This window comes from Chenggangzhangella methanolivorans, from assembly GCF_042648545.1.
GTDB lineage: Bacteria > Pseudomonadota > Alphaproteobacteria > Rhizobiales > Methylopilaceae > Methylopila > Methylopila methanolivorans.
In genome coordinates, this window is sequence record NZ_JBHRXS010000013.1 from 1 (window position 1) to 18,357 (window position 18,357).

15 protein-coding genes, 1 pseudogene and 1 other annotated feature are annotated in these 18,357 nt (G+C 62.9%); of the genes and pseudogenes, 6 read left to right on the forward strand and 10 right to left on the reverse strand.

The window, feature by feature from the left end:
* A partial coding sequence (locus ACFOWB_RS20390) for a Na+/H+ antiporter NhaA (protein ID WP_378149016.1) occupies nt 1-502 on the forward strand: 502 nt, incomplete at its 5' end.
* An 18-nt stretch (nt 503-520) separates the two neighbouring features.
* Here the strand turns inward: ACFOWB_RS20390 and ACFOWB_RS20395 are convergent.
* Nucleotides 521-2,005 carry a SulP family inorganic anion transporter gene (locus ACFOWB_RS20395; RefSeq protein ID WP_378149018.1) on the reverse strand — a complete coding sequence of 495 codons (1,485 nt, stop codon included), beginning with the start codon at nt 2,003-2,005 and terminating at the stop codon, nt 521-523.
* 72 nt (nt 2,006-2,077) lie between these two features.
* Nucleotides 2,078-2,132 (reverse strand) — a sequence feature (sul1 is cis-regulatory element that is thought to sense ions involved in sulfur or methionine metabolism; They are found in Alphaproteobacteria).
* A gap of 87 nt (nt 2,133-2,219) precedes the next feature.
* Entirely contained in the window at nt 2,220-2,477 is a 258-nt protein-coding gene (locus ACFOWB_RS20400; protein ID WP_261405433.1) for a hypothetical protein, read from the reverse strand.
* 583 nt (nt 2,478-3,060) lie between these two features.
* Here ACFOWB_RS20400 and ACFOWB_RS20405 point away from each other — a divergent pair.
* A complete protein-coding gene (locus ACFOWB_RS20405; protein ID WP_378149021.1) occupies nt 3,061-3,339 on the forward strand; it encodes a type II toxin-antitoxin system prevent-host-death family antitoxin in 279 nt (92 codons plus the stop codon).
* 274 nt (nt 3,340-3,613) lie between these two features.
* Here the strand turns inward: ACFOWB_RS20405 and ACFOWB_RS20410 are convergent, their stop codons facing one another.
* The gene (locus tag ACFOWB_RS20410) at nt 3,614-3,922 is read right to left on the reverse strand and encodes a hypothetical protein (protein WP_261405431.1); all 309 of its coding nucleotides are present in this window, start codon (nt 3,920-3,922) and stop codon (nt 3,614-3,616) included.
* Nucleotides 3,886-4,392 (reverse strand): hypothetical protein, encoded by a 507-nt coding sequence (locus ACFOWB_RS20415; RefSeq protein WP_261405430.1) that lies wholly within the window; start codon nt 4,390-4,392, stop codon nt 3,886-3,888. Before ACFOWB_RS20415 ends, ACFOWB_RS20410 begins: the two co-directional genes overlap by 37 nt.
* 504 nt (nt 4,393-4,896) lie before the next feature.
* Here ACFOWB_RS20415 and ACFOWB_RS20420 point away from each other — a divergent pair.
* Nucleotides 4,897-5,727 (forward strand): MipA/OmpV family protein, encoded by an 831-nt coding sequence (locus ACFOWB_RS20420; RefSeq protein ID WP_378149024.1) that lies wholly within the window; start codon nt 4,897-4,899, stop codon nt 5,725-5,727.
* 247 nt (nt 5,728-5,974) lie between these two features.
* Here ACFOWB_RS20420 and ACFOWB_RS20425 read toward each other — a convergent pair whose 3' ends face one another.
* The 3 genes from ACFOWB_RS20425 to ACFOWB_RS20435 are packed head-to-tail and all read right to left on the reverse strand — an operon-like array spanning nt 5,975 to nt 11,288.
* Nucleotides 5,975-9,088 carry an efflux RND transporter permease subunit gene (locus ACFOWB_RS20425; RefSeq protein ID WP_378149026.1) on the reverse strand — a complete coding sequence of 1,038 codons (3,114 nt, stop codon included), beginning with the start codon at nt 9,086-9,088 and terminating at the stop codon, nt 5,975-5,977.
* Nucleotides 9,085-10,158: an efflux RND transporter periplasmic adaptor subunit gene (locus tag ACFOWB_RS20430; RefSeq protein WP_261405428.1), complete on the reverse strand. Its 1,074-nt coding sequence runs from the start codon at nt 10,156-10,158 to the stop codon at nt 9,085-9,087. The genes ACFOWB_RS20425 and ACFOWB_RS20430 overlap by 4 nt, the downstream gene beginning before the upstream one ends.
* Entirely contained in the window at nt 10,155-11,288 is a 1,134-nt protein-coding gene (locus tag ACFOWB_RS20435; RefSeq protein WP_261405427.1) for an efflux RND transporter periplasmic adaptor subunit, read from the reverse strand. The genes ACFOWB_RS20430 and ACFOWB_RS20435 overlap by 4 nt, the downstream gene beginning before the upstream one ends.
* Nucleotides 11,289-11,877: 589 nt before the next feature.
* On the opposite strand from ACFOWB_RS20435, the gene ACFOWB_RS20440 reads away from it, so the two are divergent.
* Together ACFOWB_RS20440 and ACFOWB_RS20445 are read left to right on the forward strand one after the other, a co-directional pair.
* Nucleotides 11,878-12,978, forward strand: a complete 1,101-nt coding sequence (locus ACFOWB_RS20440) for an alpha/beta hydrolase (protein ID WP_261405426.1) — start codon at nt 11,878-11,880, stop codon at nt 12,976-12,978.
* A gap of 193 nt (nt 12,979-13,171) precedes the next feature.
* Complete coding sequence (locus tag ACFOWB_RS20445) at nt 13,172-14,785, forward strand: ABC1 kinase family protein (protein ID WP_378149029.1); 1,614 nt, start codon at nt 13,172-13,174, stop codon at nt 14,783-14,785.
* Here ACFOWB_RS20445 and ACFOWB_RS20450 read toward each other — a convergent pair.
* The 3 genes and pseudogenes from ACFOWB_RS20450 to ACFOWB_RS26725 all read right to left on the reverse strand — a co-directional run.
* Nucleotides 14,741-15,199 carry an Hsp20/alpha crystallin family protein gene (locus ACFOWB_RS20450; RefSeq protein ID WP_378149031.1) on the reverse strand — a complete coding sequence of 153 codons (459 nt, stop codon included), beginning with the start codon at nt 15,197-15,199 and terminating at the stop codon, nt 14,741-14,743. The genes ACFOWB_RS20445 and ACFOWB_RS20450 overlap by 45 nt on opposite strands.
* Before the next feature lie 381 nt (nt 15,200-15,580).
* Entirely contained in the window at nt 15,581-15,883 is a 303-nt protein-coding gene (locus ACFOWB_RS20455) for a PepSY domain-containing protein (protein ID WP_261405733.1), read from the reverse strand.
* A 553-nt stretch (nt 15,884-16,436) separates the two neighbouring features.
* Nucleotides 16,437-17,057 (reverse strand): annotated as a pseudogene (locus ACFOWB_RS26725) (DDE-type integrase/transposase/recombinase); the annotation flags it as partial.
* 293 nt (nt 17,058-17,350) lie between these two features.
* Here ACFOWB_RS26725 and ACFOWB_RS20470 point away from each other — a divergent pair.
* On the forward strand, nt 17,351-18,280 hold the full coding sequence (locus ACFOWB_RS20470) for a helix-turn-helix transcriptional regulator (protein WP_261405423.1): 930 nt from the start codon (nt 17,351-17,353) through the stop codon (nt 18,278-18,280).
* Nucleotides 18,281-18,357 lie beyond the last annotated feature (77 nt).

The window sequence follows — 18,357 nt, forward strand, 5'->3', positions numbered from 1 at the left end:
AGCTTCAGGGGGTCAACATTGGACGCCGATAGAGGGTCAAAGTTCAGTGCCGATTGACACACTTCACCGGCTCGAGCACGCGCTGCATGGCTTCGTGCCGTTCGTGGTGATCCCGATATTCGGCTTCGCCAACGCTGGCGTGTCGTTCGCGGGCATGACCGCGGACGCGCTGACCGACCGCCTGACGCTCGGCGTCGCGCTCGGGCTGCTGCTCGGCAAGCTGGTCGGCGTGTTCGGGAGCGCCGCGCTCGTCATACGCCTCGGATTCGCCGACCTGCCCACGCGGGCGAGTTGGCCGCAGCTCCTTGGCGTGTCGATGCTCTGCGGCATCGGCTTCACGATGAGCCTCTTCATCGGCCTGTTGGCCTTCGCGGACAACGTCGAACTCCAGAATGAGGTGAAGGTCGGCATCCTGCTGGGGTCGTTGACCGCTGGCCTGATCGGCTGGCTGATCCTGCGGTTCGCGCAGCCGGAACGGGTTCCGGCCGCACGCGTCGCCTGAGGGCGCCTCCGCCCGCCGTCAGTGGACCGCGAGCGGATCCACAGCGCCCGGCTTGTCGTGAACCCCGAGCCTGTCGACGATGGTGGCGCTCGCCTGGTTGAGGCCGGCGACCTCGACCTCGGCACCGAGGCGGCGGAACTTCATCACCACCGCGTCGAGCGCGGCCACCCCGGTCAGGTCCCAGACATGGGCGCGCGTCACGTCAATGCGCACGCGCTTAACGTCAGGCACGAAATCGAAGGCGTCGACGAAGGCGCCGGCCGAGCCGAAGAACACCTGTCCCTCAACCTCGTAGGCCTGCTCGGTCCCGTCCTCCGATGAAATCGGGCGGACGGTGAAGGAGTGCGACACCTTCCAGGCGAAGAACGCCGCCGACAGCGCGACGCCCGTGAGCACGCCGATGGCGAGGTTGTGGGTCCCAATGGTCGCGACGGTCGTCGCCAGCATCACGACGCTCGACTGCCAGGGATGGGTGCGCAGATTTCCGATCGACGACCAACTGAAGGTGCCGACCGAGACCATGATCATGACGGCGACCAAAGCGGGCATCGGGATGATCCGAACCCAGTCGCTCAGGACCACGATGAGGAACAGCAGGAAGGCGCCCGCCACGAAGGTTGAGAGCCGCCCGCGCCCGCCGGACTTCACGTTGATCACCGATTGGCCGATCATCGCGCAGCCGGCCATCCCGCCGAAGAAGCCCGTGACGAAGTTGGCGATCCCCTGGCCGACACACTCGCGGTTCTTGTCGCTGCGCGTGTCGGTCATCTGGTCGACGATCGAGGCCGTCATCAGGCTTTCGAGCAGTCCGACGGCCGCTACCGCCACCGAATAGGGCAGGATGATCCGTAGGGTCTCAAGCGTGAGCGGCACGTCCGGCAGCAGGAACATGGGCAGCGTCGAGGGCAGCTCGCCCATGTCGCCAACCGTGCGCAGGTCGAGGCCGAACACCAGCGAGACCGCGGTCAGAGCGAGGATGCAGACGAGCGGCGACGGCACGGCGGTCGTAAGGCGTGGCAGCAGGTAGATGATCGCGAGTCCCGCCGCGACCATCACGTAGGTCAGCCACGGCACGTTCGTCAGCTCAGGGAGCTGGGCCATGAAGATCAGGATCGCGAGCGCGTTCACGAACCCCGTCATCACCGATCGCGAGACGAAGCGCATCAGCACGCCGAGCCGCAGGAGCCCGGCGAGGACCTGAAGGATCCCGGCGAGCACAGTCGCAGCGAGCAGATATTGCAGGCCGTGCTCGCGCACGAGCGTGATCATGAGCACGGCGGTCGCGGCGGTTGCGGCCGAGATCATGCCGGGCCGGCCGCCGACGAAGGCGATCAGGCAGGCGATGGAGAAGGACGCGTAGAGGCCGACCTTCGGGTCGACGCCGGCGATGATGGAAAAGGCGATGGCTTCGGGGATTAGGGCGAGCGCGACCACGATTCCGGCCAGCACGTCCGCACGGACGTTGCCAAGCCAGTCGCGTCGCACTCTTTCAAGTGCGGTCATTATGAGGTTCCGGATCGAAGGGAGCGCGCCCGCGCCGCGATGCGGCGTGAGGCTTTGGCTCTCGGGCGCGTGATGTAGCCCGGGGATAGGCGCCGGGATGAGCCACCCGGGCAAGGCCGGGTCCGTCGAAGAGCGCCACCATGCCTGCGCGCGAGCGGATCGACAAGATCATACGCCGCGATGCAACATCTTCGCATCGGTTCGTCAGAACGGATCAGGGGGCCTTCCAGTCTCCGCCGCGTTCCGATCGGCCTTTGAACGCGGCCGCGAAGTCGTCGGACGCGACCTCTTCGGCGATCGCGCGCAGCGTCGCCGCGGCGGGCGCGCCGAGCAGGCGCTCGACCCGGGCGTTCGCATCGACCCACAGGGCGATGCCGTGACCGAGCTTGTCGCGGCCCGCGGTGGTGAGCGCGGCGTGCTTCGATCGCTTGTCGCGCGCGTCCGCGCAGCTCGACGAGGCCGTCCCAAACAAGCGGCCGCAAGGCGTGGGTCAACGCCGAGACGCCGAGGTCGAGGCGGCGCGCCAACGCCTGCAGCGTCGGCCCGCGCTCGCTTCCAAGGCTCTGGATGCGCCACAACTTTGCGACGATCGAAGGTCAACGGGCGCTGTACCAGGACAACTTGTCTGGCTCGGCGAACTAGACCGGCCTTCGGAGGGCGATCTTAAATCGGCCCTCCGCCGTCAGGCTATGGCCTCGGTCGTCGGTCTTAATCAAGACCAGCCTAGAAAGCCTTTTACGCAAGTCCTTCGGTTCCGCAGGAAACTAGAGCGCGTTTCTGCTAATAGGCTGTCAGCCTCGCGCCTTTGGCGGTGTCTAGCCGTGTTTCTCGGCTGGCGCGGGCTGACCCTCCAGGCTCTGTGCTGATGCGGGAAGTTTGTCGGCGATTTTTCGGCCAAACCGTAGATCTAGATAGACCTCGATTTCGTCGCTGCACATGGTGTGACGGCACGGAAGTGCGATGGTTGTCGACAGATTGCGCCTACCATCCGCTCTTCAACGCTTGCACTTGCGGTGCTTAAATTATATTATTTACATAATTATAGGGAGGCTACCATGCAGGCGTTCAGAGTGCAGGACATGCAAAAGCAGGCTTCGGTTCTCCAGGAAGCGGCAATGTCAGAGCCGGTGATCATCACTTATCACGACCGTCCGAGGTTGGTCTTGATGTCGATGCAGGAGTACGACCGCCTTCGGGGCAGGCGCCGTGTGGTCGGAGCCGCAGGCGAGCTGACTGGTTCTGTCATCGACCAGATCGAAGCCCTCGCGGAGGCCGATGTTGACGCCGAAACTCCAGAAATGGAGAGCTCGTCGACTTATGGCCCGCGTTCCTGATCCAGTTGCAGGCCTGGTTTTCCGCTATGGCCACGTTTAGCTGAAGGATTACCTTCAGGAGAAAATAGATCCAGTAAAGGATCGCCCTGCGTGCATCATCGCCCGTGTCGCTGAAGGCGGCGAAACAGGCCTAATTGTTGCCAACGGTGAGAAGCTGGAGCCGGGCGATGTTATCGTTCTGCCGATAACCACGACCCGACCAGATGCGGATGCAATTACTGTCGAGCTTACCGCCGACGACAAAAGAGGATGCGGCCTCGACCCCGAATATTCGTCATGGGTCGTCGTATCGGAGTTCAATGCCGATATCTGGCCAAACGCTGATCTCAGCCTTGTGCCGGGAACGGAGAGGTTCGATTTCGGTATAGCGGCTCCTGGCTTGAAGAAGCGAATTGCCCAAGGATTTCGCGAGGCCCTCCGTCTGCAGCGACAGATTGGCGTAAAGCGATAGCATCTTCTTCATGTCGGCGGGAAGCGGCGCACCAGCTTCAGAGACGCGGATCCGTAGCGCCTCGCGCCGCGCCGCTCTCCCGGCGTTCGAGCTCGTCAGCGCGGCGCCGCTGCGATCGGCGCTGGCGCACACGCCGTCGGATCGGCTAGGACAGCCAGAAGCGCGGCGCGTCGCGCCGTAACGGACGTCGCCAGGGCGTCGATCTGCACGGCGAGGTCCGCATCGCGTGACGCGATCTGCTCACGTCGCGTCGGCCAGTCCGTCGCGGTGAAGCGATCGATCGCGGGGGCCTCCGCGGCCGCCGTGGCGACGTCGACCTCCGAATATTCGCGCGCGGCCGCCCAAAGCCGCCGCCAGGTGTCCTCGCCGACGCCCTCGAGCGGCTGATCGGAAAACAGATCAGCGGCCCGAAGGCTTGCGGCGCGCCTTGCCTCGACCGCCCGAGCGCCGAGCGCGCGGGCGGAGTCAAGTGCGGGGTCGCAGAGTGCCTCCGACAGTCGCATGCAGTCGCCGGCCAGGCCCTTCGTCCAATCGATCAGCGCCGTGACGTCGGCCTGAGCGCTCGCCCGCGAGGACTTCGTTCTCAAACTGGGAACGGTCATCTCCCAGTTCGGCCTGCATGCTCGCGTAACTCACACTTTTCGCTCACGTGTGCCGACCGGCTAAGCGCGGATGCGGCACCATACCAGACCAAGGCTTGCCACCTGGAGTTAGCCTGACGCATGTGTGAGAGCATGCTGAATCAGGCTGTCGTCTTCCCACGGACCACTTCATTCTGAATGGCGGCGAGCAAGACTTAGTGACGCGCCAATTCTTGCCGGAAAAGACCGCGCTTCCGCGCCGTCAAACCATATGCGCCAATCCTGTCGTGGCTGAGTCAAATCAACCACTTGAGGGAGACGTTGCCGACAAACTTCCCGCATCAGCACACCTCCAGTTCAGCACCGTCCACAGCCACAAGGAACGGCGCCCGGATACCGTCGCCCAAATGCAACGGCGCAGGAATCTCGACGCAGCCAGACCCTTTTTGATCCTTCGGCGAACTATGTGGGTCTAGATAATGCCTCAAAATCGGGTCGGGCCCGTTCAACAGACAGGAACATGTGATGCGCCGCAGCTTGCCCCTCGTTGTTTCCGCCGCCGTCGTCGCGTTCGCTGCGCAGGCGCACGCCGCCGACATGGCGCTCGAGGAGCCCGCCGTCGCAGTCGCCCCGATCGACGTCTGGGTCGCGACGATCAAGGGCACTGGGTTTTACCAGCCGCGTTTCGAGGGCTCGAAGGAGTACTCGTTCTCCGGCGCGCCGGGGCTTAGCATCCGCCGCGCCGACGAGCCCTATAAGATCGGCTCGCCGGACGACGGCATCGACATTGCGCTCATCAACACGCCGAGCATCCAGTTCGGCCCGACCGCCCGCATCCGGTCCGAGCGCGATTCGAGCAAGGTGAGCCGCTTCCGCGGCATGGATGACATCGATTACGGCATCGAGCCGGGCGCATTCCTGGAATACTACCCTAGCGAGTTCATCCGTCTGCGCGGCGAAGCGCGATACGGCCTGTGGGGCAGCGAAGGCTTTTCCGGCACGCTCGCCGCCGACGGAATTTTCATCCATGACCGTCTGACGTTCTTGATCGGACCGCGCCTCGAACTCGGCGACAACAAGTTCACCAATACCTATTTTGGCGTCAGCGGGCGCGAAGCGGCCCGCGTGGGCGTCTCGAGCTACAAGGCCGACGGCGGCGTGAAGTCGGTCGGCGCCGCGGCCTCTGCCACGTACCAGCTCACCGACGCCTGGAGCGTCACCACCTTCGGCCGCTACGACCGCCTCACCGGCGACGCCGGCAAGAGCCCAGTCGCCAAGACGCTAGGCACCAGGAACGCCTTCACTGTCGGACTGGGCGTCGGGTACTCCTTCGCCTGGGACGGCTTCAAGTTCTGATCGGCGGCTTCCGCCCTCCCGCCGTCGACTGGAGGGCGGACATCGAAAGAGCCCGGCTTGAGCCGGGCTCTTTGCGTTTCGCCCTGTCAGGGACTGCCAGCCTCGGCGGTCGTGGACAATCCCTTACAGGGCTGCGCCTTAGGGCTCCGGTTAAGGCGCCGGCCGCGTCCGGGGCAACAGATGGAGGAAGGCTGAAGTTCATGGCCTACTCACACCGCGAGCTGGCACGGCGACCCGGCGGCCGCCATCACGACTTAGCCTCAGCCTCCCCGCGCTTCGGCTCCTTGAGCCGGAACCAGGCGACGTAGAGCGCCGGCAGGAACAGCAGCGTCAGCACCGTGCCTGCGATGATACCGCCCATCATAGCGAACGCCATCGGACCCCAGAAGATCTGGCGAGCGATTGGGATCAGAGCGAGGCTCGCGGCGGCCGCCGTTAAGAGAATCGGCCGCATCCGGTGTTCGGAGGCCTCGATCACGGCCGTCCAGCCGTCGACGCCCTCGCGTCGCAGCTCCTCGATCTGCATGACCAGGATCACCGAGTTGCGGATCAAAATGCCGATGAGCGCCAGAACGCCGAGGATCGCCACGAACCCGAGCGGCGCGCCGCTCGGCACGAGCGCCGCCACCACGCCGATGAGGCCGAGCGGCGCTACGACCATCACGAGGAACAGTCTGGCGAAACTCTGCAGCTGGAACATCAGGATCGTGGTCATGGTCAGCAGCATCACCGGGACCACTGCGATGATCGGCCCCTGACCCTTGCCGCTTTCCTCCACCGCGCCGCCGATTTCGAAGCGATAGTCCGACGAGAGCTGCGAGGTGACGGGATCGAGCTTCGGCGCGAGTTGCTGCACGACGGTGGCGGGCTGGACGTCTCCGATCACATTCGCCTTCAGTGTGATGGTCGGTACCCGCTGCCGGCGCCAGACGATCGGCTGCTCTGATTGATACGAGAGGTTGGAGATCGCCGCGAGCGGAACTGTCTGGCCGTTCCCCGTGCGGATCTGTAGGTTCTGCATCGCCTCGATCGACGAGCGATCGACGTCGCGTGCGCGCGCCATGACGTCGATCAGATAGATCGAGTCGCGCACTTGCGTGATGGTCGAGCCGCCGACGATCCCGTTGAGCGCCGTCGAGATCGATTCCGAGGTGACGCCGAGTTGGGCGGCCTTGTCCTGAAGCACGTCGACTTTCACGACACGGCCAGGCTCGTTCCAGTCATAGATGACCGGCCCGAGGCCCGGGTGCTCGCCCATCACGCCCGCGATCTTCTGCGCGGCCTCGCGCGTGCTCTGTATGTCCGGCCCTCCGATGCGAAACTGCACGGCGCGGCCGACCGGTGGCCCAATGTCAAGCAGATGAACGAAAGCGTCGGTCCCGACGAAGTCGCGCCGCGCAATCTCGGTGAGCTTTGTCCTTACCCGCTCGCGCGCCTCGAGCCCCTTCGTCACGATGACGATCTGCCCGTAGTTCGGGCTCGCCGGCTGGACGTCGAAGGACAGCAGAAATCGAAGCGCGCCTTGGCCAACATAGGACGACCAGTGATCAATGTCGGGGTCGCCTGCGAGAACCTTCTCGAACCTGTCCATCTCGGCGCGGGTTTGCGTGATCGAGGAGTTCTGCGGCGCGGTCCAGTCGACAATGATTTCGACGCGTTCCGACGACGGAAAGAACTGCTGCTGGACGAAGCGCATGCCAAACACCGCGCCCGCGAAGATCACGACCGTCGCCGCGATCGTGATCCACTTCCAGCGCACGGACAGCCGCAGAATTCGTTCGAACAAGCGGGTGAAACGGCCCTTCGTCTCCGCGTGTTTCTTGAGAGTCTTGGGCAGCATGGCGACGCCCAGCAGCGGCACGAACAGCACCGCCACCACCCACGACACGATCAGCGCCGCCGCGATCACCACGAACAGGGTGAAGGTGAACTCGCCGGCGCCGCCATTGTTAAAGGCGACGGGAAAGAAGCTGACGATGGTGACGAGCGTGCCTGTCAGCATCGGAAAGGCCGTGTGGGAGTAGACGTAGGTCGCGGCCTTCTCGAGCTTGTCGCCGAGTTCGAGCCTCGCGATCATCATCTCGACAGCGATCATGGCGTCGTCGACGAGCAGGCCAAGCGCAATGATCAGCGCGCCGAGCGAGATGCGCTGCAGCGACACGCCGAAGAGTTTCATCGCAAGAAACGTGATCGCGAGAACGAGCGGGATGGTGACCGCGACCACGAGCCCCGCGCGAACCCCGAGGCTGATGAAAGTGACGATCAGGACGATGACCACGGCTTCGATCAGCGCTTCGACGAAGCCCCAGACGGCGTCGGCGACGAGCTCGGGCTGGTCCGAAACTTTGTGCACCCCGACCCCGATCGGCAGATCGCCCTCGATCTGGCGCATCTTTTCGGTCAGCTGCTCGCCGAACGTCGTGAGGTTCGCGCCGGGCTTCATGCCGATAGCAAGGCCGATGGCGGGCTCGCCCTTGTAACGAAACAGCGCCTGCGGCGGATCCTGGTAGCCGCGGGTGATGGTGGCGACGTCGCCAAGGCGGAAAAAGCGGTCGTTGATTCTGAGGTTGATCGCCCTCAGGCTGTCCTCGGAGGCGAAAGAACCCGAGACCCGAACGCTGACCCGTTCGCCCTTGGCCTCAATGACGCCCGACGGCGTGATGGCGTTCTGCCCCTGAAGGGCGTCCGTCACCATCTTCTGCGTGATGCCGAGCGCCGCGACCTGTCGGGTCGAGAATTCGAGGTAGATCACCTCGTTCTGCGCGCCGACCAGCACGACCTTGCCGGCGTCGCGCAGCGTCAGGATTTTTGATCGAACATCCTCGACATGGTCGCGCAACTGGCGCTGGGAGAGCCCGTCGGACGTGAACGCGTAGATGTTCCCAAAGACGTCGCCGAAGTCATCGTTGAAAAAAGGCCCCTGCACACCGGACGGAAGCTCGGACTTGATGTCCTGAATGATATTCCGGATCCGGACCCAGTAACCTTGCACAGATTTCCCGGGCGTCGTGTCCTTCAGAAACACATAGAGAGTCGTGCGGCCCGGCGCGTTGATGCTCTTGACGTAATCGAGCGCGTCGATCTCCTCGAGCTTCTTCTCGATCCGCTCGGAGACCTGGGTCATTGTGTCTTCGACAGTGGCGCCCGGCCAGGTCGCCTGGATCACCATGGTCTTGATTGTGAAATCCGGGTCTTCGGCCCGGCCCAGGCTGTAGTAGGACACCAGCCCGGCGATCACGAAGACAAGCATGAAGTACCAGATCAGCGAACGGTGACCGAGCGCCCACACCGAAAGATTGAAAGATCGGCGATCGTCGTCTTGTGCGGCGCCGCCTCGCGGCGGCTCGTTTTCCACCCTCATGGCTCCTTGCCCGTTCTGACCGCCTGACCTTCGGAAAGGCTGTTGGCGCCGGCTGTCACCACGCGCTCTCCAGGAGACACGCCGGCCGACAACCGCACCGTCCGGCCGTCGCGATCCGCGATCTCGACCACGACGCTGCGCACGGTCGCGCCGTTTCCGTCGACCAGCCAAACCCGGTTCGCGCCGTCGCGTTGGAAGACGGCGGTCTGCGGCAGCTCGATCGACGAGCCGCTCCTTTGGGTCTCGGGCGATGCAGATACCGTGGCTCCGAGCCTGAACGCCTCCTGCGGGCGATCGAGCGTGATCCTGATCCGCCGAAGACGCGTGGCGACATCGGCGTCCGGCGCGATCTCGCGCACCTTACCGGACGAGCGGACGGACGGATCGGCTTGCAGACTGACGTCGAACGGCGCGCCGGGCTCCAGCGTCCGGGCGATGTCGTCCGGCACGTCGACGACGGCCTCCCGAACGTCGGTCCGCGCCAGCGTCATGATGCGCATCCCCGGCGAGGCGATCTGGCCGACCTCGGCGTAGACGCCCGTCACCACGCCGTCGAGGTCGGCGGTCAGCGTCGTATAGCCAAGCTGTTCTTTGGCCTTAGCGAGTCGCGCCTCGGCCTGTTGCACAGAGGCGCTGGCGGCGTCGACCGCCTGCTGGGCGCCGTCTAGGACGGCTTGGGACGACACGCCCTGCTTGACGAGCGTCAGGGTGCGGAGCCTCTGGGCGCTGGTCTTTTCGAGCTGCGAGTTCGCGGTCACGAGCTCGCTCTGGGCCGAGCGGACGGCGAGCTGGTAAGCTAGCGGATCGTTGGTCGCGATCGTCTGTCCGGTCTTTACGAAGTCGCCGACATCGACGTTACGGGTGATGATGCGTCCAAGAACCTGAAAGGCGCGATCGGTCTGGTAGCGGGGCTGCACGACCCCGGCGAAACCACGCTTGCGTTGGTCGGCAAGCTCGGCCACGACCGACAGCACCGGTCGCACGATGGGGGCGGCAGGAGGCTCGCCGCCGTCGCAGCCCGACAGCAGAGCCAACGAGCCCAGCGCGAGCAGCAAGCGTCCGCACTTCATGATGCGTCCTGGCCGGCCGGCGGGTCGCCGTCCATTTTTATATCCACGATCTGGCCTGGCGCTAGAAGCTGGCCGCCATGCGTGACGACCAGTTCACCAGGTTTCAGCCCGTCATCGAGAAGGAGCTCGCTCGTCCGGTAGCCGAGCACGTCGACCTGCCGTAGCGAGGCCGTCTTGCTCACTGCGTCGACGATCCAGACAGCGGGCTTGCCCTTGACGGTGAAGAAGGCGGTCCATGGCAGCACGATCGTGTCGGTCGGCTTAAAGCGCCCGGCGCCCTGTACCGGCGCGCCCAGGGTCATTTCCGGCGGCGTGTCGTCGATGCCGATCTTGACCCGAACGGTGCCGCGCGCAGCGTCCACGGTCGGAGAGATTTCGCGAACCGTGCCCACCGTCTTGATTGAGGGATCGGAAAGCAGCGTGATCTCGACGCGCTTGTCGCCGGGCGGCTTGGCGGTAAGAGCCTCGAAGACTTCGAAAACGGCGTCGCGTGGTCCATCCTGTGCGACGGTGTAGACCGCCTGCGCGACCGCCACGACTTGTCCAACCTCGGTGTTCCGTGCCGTCACCACGCCATCGGTGTCAGCCCGCAGCTCTGTGTTGGCCAGCGCGTCCTCGACGGCCCCGAGAGCGGCTCTAGCTCCGTCGTGCCCGGCCTTCGCGCCGTCAAGCGCCTGCTTGGCGTTGTCGAAGTTAGGACGCGTGGTAAAGCCTTGGGCGATGAGGTCCTTCTGGCGCGAGAAGGTCGCCTCGGCCTCCTTGAGGCTCGCCTCGGCGGACGCCACGCCGGCCTTGGCGGCGCTGACGTCGGCGTCCTGCTGTCTAGTCTCCAGCTTGGCGAGGACCTGTCCCTTGGCGACACGGTCTCCGACCTCGACATAGCGACTGGCCAGCCGCCCCTCGATGCGGAATGCAAGCTCGCTCTGGATCCGCGCCGCAATTTGTCCCGTGAGAGCGACCTCCTGCACGAACCGGGACAGCGTCACCGGCATGACGCGAACCGCCGTCGGGGGTTTTTCGGGCGGACGAGGGGTCTCTCCGCAGCCGACCAAAGAAATGCAGGCGGACAGCAGGAACGCGGCTGCCGCGGCGCCTTCCGCTCGGCCTTCGCGATAGCCGAACAGGACCATGCTCACCCACCGGCAGGTCTTGGACCTTACACTCAAAATCATCGCCCTGGAGAAGCGCGGCTGGCCGACGAACGCGGCTCAGCGCAACGGTTTGGTAAGCGCACCTGGGGACGTTTGTGGCGGCCCAGCTCTAAAAGTAAACCTGCAGCTTTGCGGTCGTGCCGTCCGTCCTCGTTCAGAGACGCTGTGGGCGGCGGCTACGTCCCAGATATGATACTGCGCGGCGGGAGGTTCGGATCGGTCGCCTCGTCGTATCTCTTGCAGGTTTTGATGTGTTTTGACCTGCGCCGCCGCCAGCCGCTCTGACGGACCGGGCGGCGAAGGTCGGATGTGCAGCGACCGGGGTGCGCAAGGCATCTACGCGCAGTTCCGCTCTCGTGACCATCCCCACCGGATCGACGGCGACAAATCCGACGGCGGAGGCTTGGCCTTTCGGCCGTTCAGATGCGGACGACGTTGGCTGAACCACCAACGGCGCCGGACCCGTGGTCATGGTGCAGGCGCGATGATATCGAACGGCGCGAATGACGCGTACGACGCAGACGGCAGATATGCGTGGGCTGGTCGATGGTGAAGGATGCCGGGGAATATGCTCGTTGTGGTTCGCGCCTGGATCGCCTGTGGCGCGATCATCCTCAGCGGCTGCGCAGCGCGCGTCGAGCCGACCCTGACGGTCGTCGCTGCGGCGCCGGACGCACGGCTCATCCCAGTTTTCGTCGCCACGACCCGCGTTCCCGATGCGCGCTCTCCCGCGACGTTCACCACTGGACGGGCGCGCGAGGTGAGCTACGCGCGCTACGTCGTGTCCGTGCCGCCGGGGCATAAAGCGGGAGAAATCGAGGCGTCCCAGACGGCTCGCCCGGATCCCGCGAAGTCGTTTGCGATCGTCGACGCCACACGTCTCGACGAGACTTCATTCTACCGGCAGGTGCTGAAAGCGAAGGAAGCCGGCAAGCCGATCAGCAGGTTGGGCGTCTTCGTTCACGGCTACAACTACACGTTCGAGGAGTCGCTCTTCCGCCGGGCGCAGCTTGCGGTCGATTCGCATTTCGGCGGGCCCGCCTTTGTGTTCGCCTGGCCGTCGGCCGCGTCTCCGACCGCCTATGCCGCCGATCGCGACGCCTCGACGTTATCGCGCGACGGTCTAGCAAAAACCTTGGAACGGCTGACCGATGACCCGGCCCTCCGCGTCAGCGTGTTCAGCCACAGCCTTGGTTCGGGGCTTACGATGGAGGCGTTGCGGGATCTTCGGCTAACAGGACGCGGGCGCACCGTCGACAGGCTCGAACAGGTGGTTTTTGCGGCTCCCGACATCGACGTCGACCTGTTCGTCGAGCAGCTCGAAACCGTCGGCCAGCTGAAATCGCCCCTCGTCGTCCTGACGTCGAAGGACGACGGCGCACTGTCATTTTCAAGCGCGCTTGCAGGCGGGAGATTGCGCGTTGGCAACACGGACGTCGAAGATCCGAAGGTCCAGAGCGGAGCGCGCCGTTTCAACGTGAGCGTGATCGATATATCGCAGCTCAATAAAGCCGACGGAGTCGGGCATGGCCGATACGCCGCCATGGCGGCGCTCTATCCGAAACTACGCAGCCAGCTCAACGCGAGGTCCAGCATCGCGTCAAAGGCCGGGGCGTTCGTCTTTAATCTGGCGCGAGACGAAATCCGTCCGATCGCTTCGGCCCGTTAGCATCGGCGGCGGCTGGAACGACGTCGTTTGCAGGTCGGTCAACATGAGATCGCCATCCGAGTTTAAGCCGGCACAGTGGTATGCCTGGCAGGGGTTCTCGGACGATGACGCGCCATTAGGATATTGACCACCCGGGCCAGCTGAGCAGGCCCCAATTTACGGTTCCAGTGCGTCCACGGAGGTCAAACTCTCAATGATCGCTTCCAAACTCTCGGCGCGCGATTACCGACGGCTTGTGACCATATTGCGGGTTCTCGGCGAGGCTGGGCTTAAGCCCGCCTTGGCGCGCTTCGGGTTGGTCCGGACCCGAAACGCGCTGCCATACAACGCTGAGGCCGACGCGGAGGCTCTCGTCCGGGCTCTCGAGTGGCTCGGGCCCACCTTCGTCAAACTCGGACAGCTCATGGCGACGCGCGAGGATTTGCTTCCACCCGAGCTGACGCAGCGCCTGAGCCGGTTGCACGACAATGTCACGCCCGTATCATTCGAGGAGGTGCGATCCCAGCTGACGGATGACCTGGGCGCAGACCCGATCGAGGTGTTCGCCGAATTTTCGCGAACGCCCATCGCCGCCGCGTCCATTGCTCAGGTCTATGAAGCCCGTCTGAAGACCGGGGAGCTGGTCGTCGTGAAAGTGCGGCGGCCAAACATAGAGGAAGTTATCCGCGCCGACCTCCGGCTGCTCGCGGGAGCTGCGCGGTTGGTTGAGCGACGTGCGCCCTCGCTCAGGCGACATCAACCCACCCTCGTGGTCGAACAGCTGGCGCAGGCGCTTCTCGAGGAGATCGATTTCAGGATCGAGGCGCGCAACCAGGAAGACATTCGCCGGCGAACCACCGTCTTTGTCGTCCCAAGGGTCTATCAACACTTCAGCACGATGAGGACGTTGGTCAGCGATCGCATCGTGGGCATGAGCCCCAACCGGGAATTCAGGCTTTCAGCGCCGGCGCTGGCCCGAACGCTCGCCCCGGACGCGGCCCAAGGTTTGCTCGCCTTAATGCTCCGAGAAGGCGTGTTCCACGCTGATCCTCATCCAGGAAACATCCTGGTCACGCCCGAGGGTCGGCTCGCTTTGCTCGACTTCGGCTCGGTCGGCCGCCTTTCGGCAAAGCGTCGTGAACAGGTGCTCGTCGTCCTCGGGTCCTTTATCGACGCCGACGTCGGAGCTGTGTCCGATATCCTGATGGACTGGGCTGGACGAGCTGGACCGCCTCCGCCAGGGCTCGAACCAGCTGTCGATCGGTTTTTCGCTCGCTACAGCACTCAGTCCGGCCGCAGCATCCGTCTGACAGAGGCAGTCACGCAATTCATCTCGATCGCCCGAGAACACGAACTTGCGCTCCCGCCTGATCTTATACTCTTGCTGCGAGCTTTCGGTATCTCAGAGGGCTTGGCCCGAACGCTGGATCCCGATCTGGACGTGATCGACGCCATGACGCCCGTCTTGCTGCAAGCGTTCGCTGAGCGCTTCAGCTTCAAGGGTCTGTCGGCGCGAGCTTTTCGGACACTCAAGGAAATTGATCAGCTCGTCGCCATTGCGCCCGAGGCCCTTCGTCGGGGCATGGACAGGCTAAGACGTGAGGGATTGGTGGTCCAGGTTTCGAGCGCAAACCTTGACGTTCTAAGCGACGCGGTCCGACGCGCCGGCGCCGGCATGGCGAACGCCGTGGTCGCGGCTGGGCTTATTCTAGCGGGCGCTGTCTTCTCGTTGTCGTCGGGTGGAGACCCGACGCGATCTGTGTTTTCGATGGTTGCGCTCGGCCTAGGCGTGCTGATCTGGCTGTTCTTCGTTCGCCGACGAGACTGACGGACCTGCCTCGATGGTAACGCGGCGAGCTTTTCCCCGAACCCACGCCGATTTCGGCAAGTCCACAGTCAAAAGGCCATCTTGAAGAGTTGCTGCGACGCGCTCGGTCTCGACCGCTTCGGACATTTGCACGAAACGTTCGAGAGCGACCCGCCGACGGCCGGCCAGAGTTTCGAGGCTTTTCACCCGAACGAATTGCGAGGTGGCCTCCAGCAATAGCTCGTCCCGGGCGTAGCCGGGCACTTCAAACACGACGGTCACTTTCTCCAATGTTTCCGACACGGAAAAACCAGTTTCTGAAATGTGACTGTTATTGACCCTCCGGACTGGACGACCCCAAAGTCTACCAAGGGCGCGTCCTAAAACGGAATCGTACTCAAGACGAGCTGATACAGCTATGCTACCCAAGTTCATCTGACGTCACCCTTCGTTCTCATTCATTGAGCATGTTAGAGGAACGCCGCTACGTGGCGAAATCAAGGCAATAAAGAGTATACGCCCGCCGGAGCGCTTCAAAACAAACACTAGCCTAGAGCCTCTCTTCCGCAGCAGCGCGGAGCGCAAGACATCCCCAAAAGGGACGGCGAGGTCCAAGCGAAGTGCGGTCGGGTGAACCGCCTGACACGCTCGATCCGGCGACCGCAGGTGGCAAAGCGCCCACCCGAGCCGCGAGGCTGCACTTTGATGCTAAGGCTCGCCAAGTGACACCGGTCACTGTCCGAGGAGTCGGCGAGACAAGGGTGTCCGTGATCACGGCCATAAGAGCCATGGCCCCGCGCTGCTGAAGCCGCACACTCAGTTTCCGAACAGACCACCCGTTTTCGGCGGCCGCGCCTCGCCCGTTTTCGCGTCGAAGTTTATTCTGACCTCCGCACCGTCATCCATAAAATAGACGACCTCGTACTGCCCCGCCGAGAACGAGACCGTTTTGATTGCAAAGAACCCCGGCCGGACTTCAGCCTTCGCGATTACTTGAGAAAGCTTAACGCTGTCTCGAGGCGGAAGGCTTGATAGTGGGTCGGATTTGTTACTCGACTGCGCGAATGCGCCTGTTGACGCAAATAGACAGAGACCGACCAAAACCGTAGCTGTTCTCATGCGAAAGATATCCTGACTGAATGTGAGTACCGTTTTTTTCGTATGGGTGAGATAGCGCGTGAGCTCCTTTGGACCAGTTGCCCGCCCATTCTGGCCCAATTCAGACCGGATACGGGTGAGGCATACTAGCCACGCAGCCTGGTAGCCGGACCAGCGCTGATCTGCGCAAAATGCCCTGAAAAGCCGACCACAGGTTGTCTCGGATTGCTCGGAAGGCTAGATGCAATTTCAATTCATTTGGCCTGCCCGTCGGCTAATAGCGAGCAACCTCAACCGCTCAAATGTCGAGTATCGGGATCCTACTGACATGACCCCCCGTATCTCATCAAGGAAGAATGCCATTTTGATCTGAGCCATCGTCGATGGGGGTGCAAGAAGCCGAAGCGCGGAGCTGTCAAGTTGCGCAGCGCTTCGGCCGGCGGTCTCGATGATGGCGCGGGCGTAATCCCCCCGGCGTCGTCCCGCCGACTTCGAGCGCGGTCGCTCCTCGTTGTAGTCGCGCCGCCCAGCTTAGAGCACGGTGCGGGCGTTAGGGAGTGACCGGAACACGCCCGTCGCTCAGGCGGAGGTTGAAGCTGTCGATGAAGTCGTTCTGCCGCGGCTTGCCCGACGCGATATAGCTAGCCGACGCCGGTCTTGTCCGCCCAGCGGAGGGTCGCGTTCGAGGTGAACTCCGTTCCGTTGTCGCTGACGATCGTCGTCGGCCGGCCGCGCCGGCGCACGATGTCGTCGAGCTCGCGGGCGACACGCTGACCGGCCAGCGAGGTGTCGGCAGAGAGCGCCAGGCATTCCACGCGTGCAGTCATCGACCACAGCGAAGGTCCAGACGCGACGTCCGTCCGTCAGTTGGTCCGACAGGCAGTCCAAACTCCACCTTGGGTTCGCTGCGACAGCCGTCTCGATCGGAAGCTGGGTTTCGATCGCCCACTTGCGGCCGCCGCGACGGCGGACCGTCAGTTTCTCCTCGCGATAGAGCCGCTGCGCGCGTTTGCGGTTGACGGCATGGCCCTCTCGCTTTAGCAGCACAAGGAGCCGCCTATAGCCGAAGAGCCGGCGCTCTGCCGGCAGGCTTCCCTTGACGACCGCGCAGAAACGCATCATCGCGTCGCGAGCCCTGATAACGCACGCTCGACGCCGTGCTTCCGGCATAGCTCCGCGATCGCCACGCCCGCCTCCTGCCCTCGCAGGATCGGAAATGATCTGCTCGTCCTTGAACCGTAACCTCGTCATCCGTCCGTCCCTCGTTCTGAGGCGGACTCTAGCTATCCTAGGAGGGTTTCAGGAGGGTCACGTCATTGCGCTAGGACATTAAAACGTTAAAATCGCAGCTAAGAAGTCGCAGTCTACAACACGATAAGGAGCACATTAAGCCTATAATTGGAGCGGCACAGGACCATAAATTCGGGCGAAAATATGCGGCCTAGTTGCGGCGCGCCACCTACTCCCATGTTCCCCGGAGGTTTGGCAATGACATTCAACCGAATCCTAAGGCTTTCAGAAAGAGGGAGAACACCTCTTACTTCGAATGCCCACTTTACGACCGCCGCGTTGCCGTGGGCAGGGTTTGATATGGAAGTTGCGGTCACTGATCCGGGAACAGTCAGAAATTTTACCATAGAAAAACCAGCGGTCTTCGTCTGCACCGCCGGTGAGGGCGACAATGAATGGCTCCACGACGGAGTGGTCGAAAGGCGTCATATAACACCAGGGACGGTCTGCCTATCTTCCCCGCACTATAAAATACAGCAATCAATTATTTCTGATGAATGGGAATATTGCGGTGTGCAATTCGATGCCGGCCTCTTTCAACACACGGCGCCTGAACAATCCGAGGCTATTCAAAACATGGACCTTAATCAACGTTATAATAACGATTATAATTTGGCAACGATAATTTTGCAAATGCGTAACGAGGCAAGATCTGGTTGTCGATCAGGCAGACTTTACGCTGAGTCTTTGTCGCTCGCGCTTCTATCTTATATCTGCGCGGCATACGTTCGACAAGTATCCAAACCGGGGCGTGTTTGCTTGCGGCCGAACCAGGCGCGTCTTATCAAAGACTTTATTGAAGAACATCTTGATGCTCATATCTCTCTCCACAGTATGGCGCGTTTGGTCGGGTTGAGCGCTTCCCATTTCAGTCGCGCATTCCGCGCCTCGTTTGGAGTGTCGCCCTACCGATACGTTCTCGATACGAGACTTCGGCGCGCTAAGGAGGTGTTGTCGCTCACGGACACCCCTATAGCATCGATCGCGATTGATCTCGGATTCTACAGCCACAGTCATTTTTCCGAACGTTTCCGTGCACAAACGGGTCAGACTCCCGCGGAGTTTAGAAGACTACGACAAACTCGCGGTTCTTTGGTCCCGGCGCTCGTGCAGGAGATAATAAAATAGCAGGATTGTGACAGCTCTTCCAAACCGTGGCAGCGGGTGCTGAGATAGCGGATTAAAATCGTCTGGCGCGCAAATAA

What these genes read in the sequence shown, in the direction of transcription:
- ACFOWB_RS20395 (WP_378149018.1), bottom strand. Translation starts at nt 2,005, where the DNA reads ATGACCGCACTTGAAAGAGTGCGACGCGACTGGCTTGGCAACGTCCGT.
- ACFOWB_RS20405 (WP_378149021.1), top strand. Translation starts at nt 3,061, where the DNA reads ATGCAGGCGTTCAGAGTGCAGGACATGCAAAAGCAGGCTTCGGTTCTC.
- ACFOWB_RS20415 (WP_261405430.1), bottom strand. Translation starts at nt 4,392, where the DNA reads ATGACCGTTCCCAGTTTGAGAACGAAGTCCTCGCGGGCGAGCGCTCAG.
- ACFOWB_RS20420 (WP_378149024.1), top strand. Translation starts at nt 4,897, where the DNA reads ATGCGCCGCAGCTTGCCCCTCGTTGTTTCCGCCGCCGTCGTCGCGTTC.
- ACFOWB_RS20425 (WP_378149026.1), bottom strand. Translation starts at nt 9,088, where the DNA reads ATGAGGGTGGAAAACGAGCCGCCGCGAGGCGGCGCCGCACAAGACGAC.
- ACFOWB_RS20430 (WP_261405428.1), bottom strand. Translation starts at nt 10,158, where the DNA reads ATGAAGTGCGGACGCTTGCTGCTCGCGCTGGGCTCGTTGGCTCTGCTG.
- ACFOWB_RS20435 (WP_261405427.1), bottom strand. Translation starts at nt 11,288, where the DNA reads ATGGTCCTGTTCGGCTATCGCGAAGGCCGAGCGGAAGGCGCCGCGGCA.
- ACFOWB_RS20440 (WP_261405426.1), top strand. Translation starts at nt 11,878, where the DNA reads ATGCTCGTTGTGGTTCGCGCCTGGATCGCCTGTGGCGCGATCATCCTC.
- ACFOWB_RS20445 (WP_378149029.1), top strand. Translation starts at nt 13,172, where the DNA reads ATGATCGCTTCCAAACTCTCGGCGCGCGATTACCGACGGCTTGTGACC.
- ACFOWB_RS20450 (WP_378149031.1), bottom strand. Translation starts at nt 15,199, where the DNA reads ATGAACTTGGGTAGCATAGCTGTATCAGCTCGTCTTGAGTACGATTCC.
- ACFOWB_RS20455 (WP_261405733.1), bottom strand. Translation starts at nt 15,883, where the DNA reads ATGAGAACAGCTACGGTTTTGGTCGGTCTCTGTCTATTTGCGTCAACA.
- ACFOWB_RS20470 (WP_261405423.1), top strand. Translation starts at nt 17,351, where the DNA reads ATGACATTCAACCGAATCCTAAGGCTTTCAGAAAGAGGGAGAACACCT.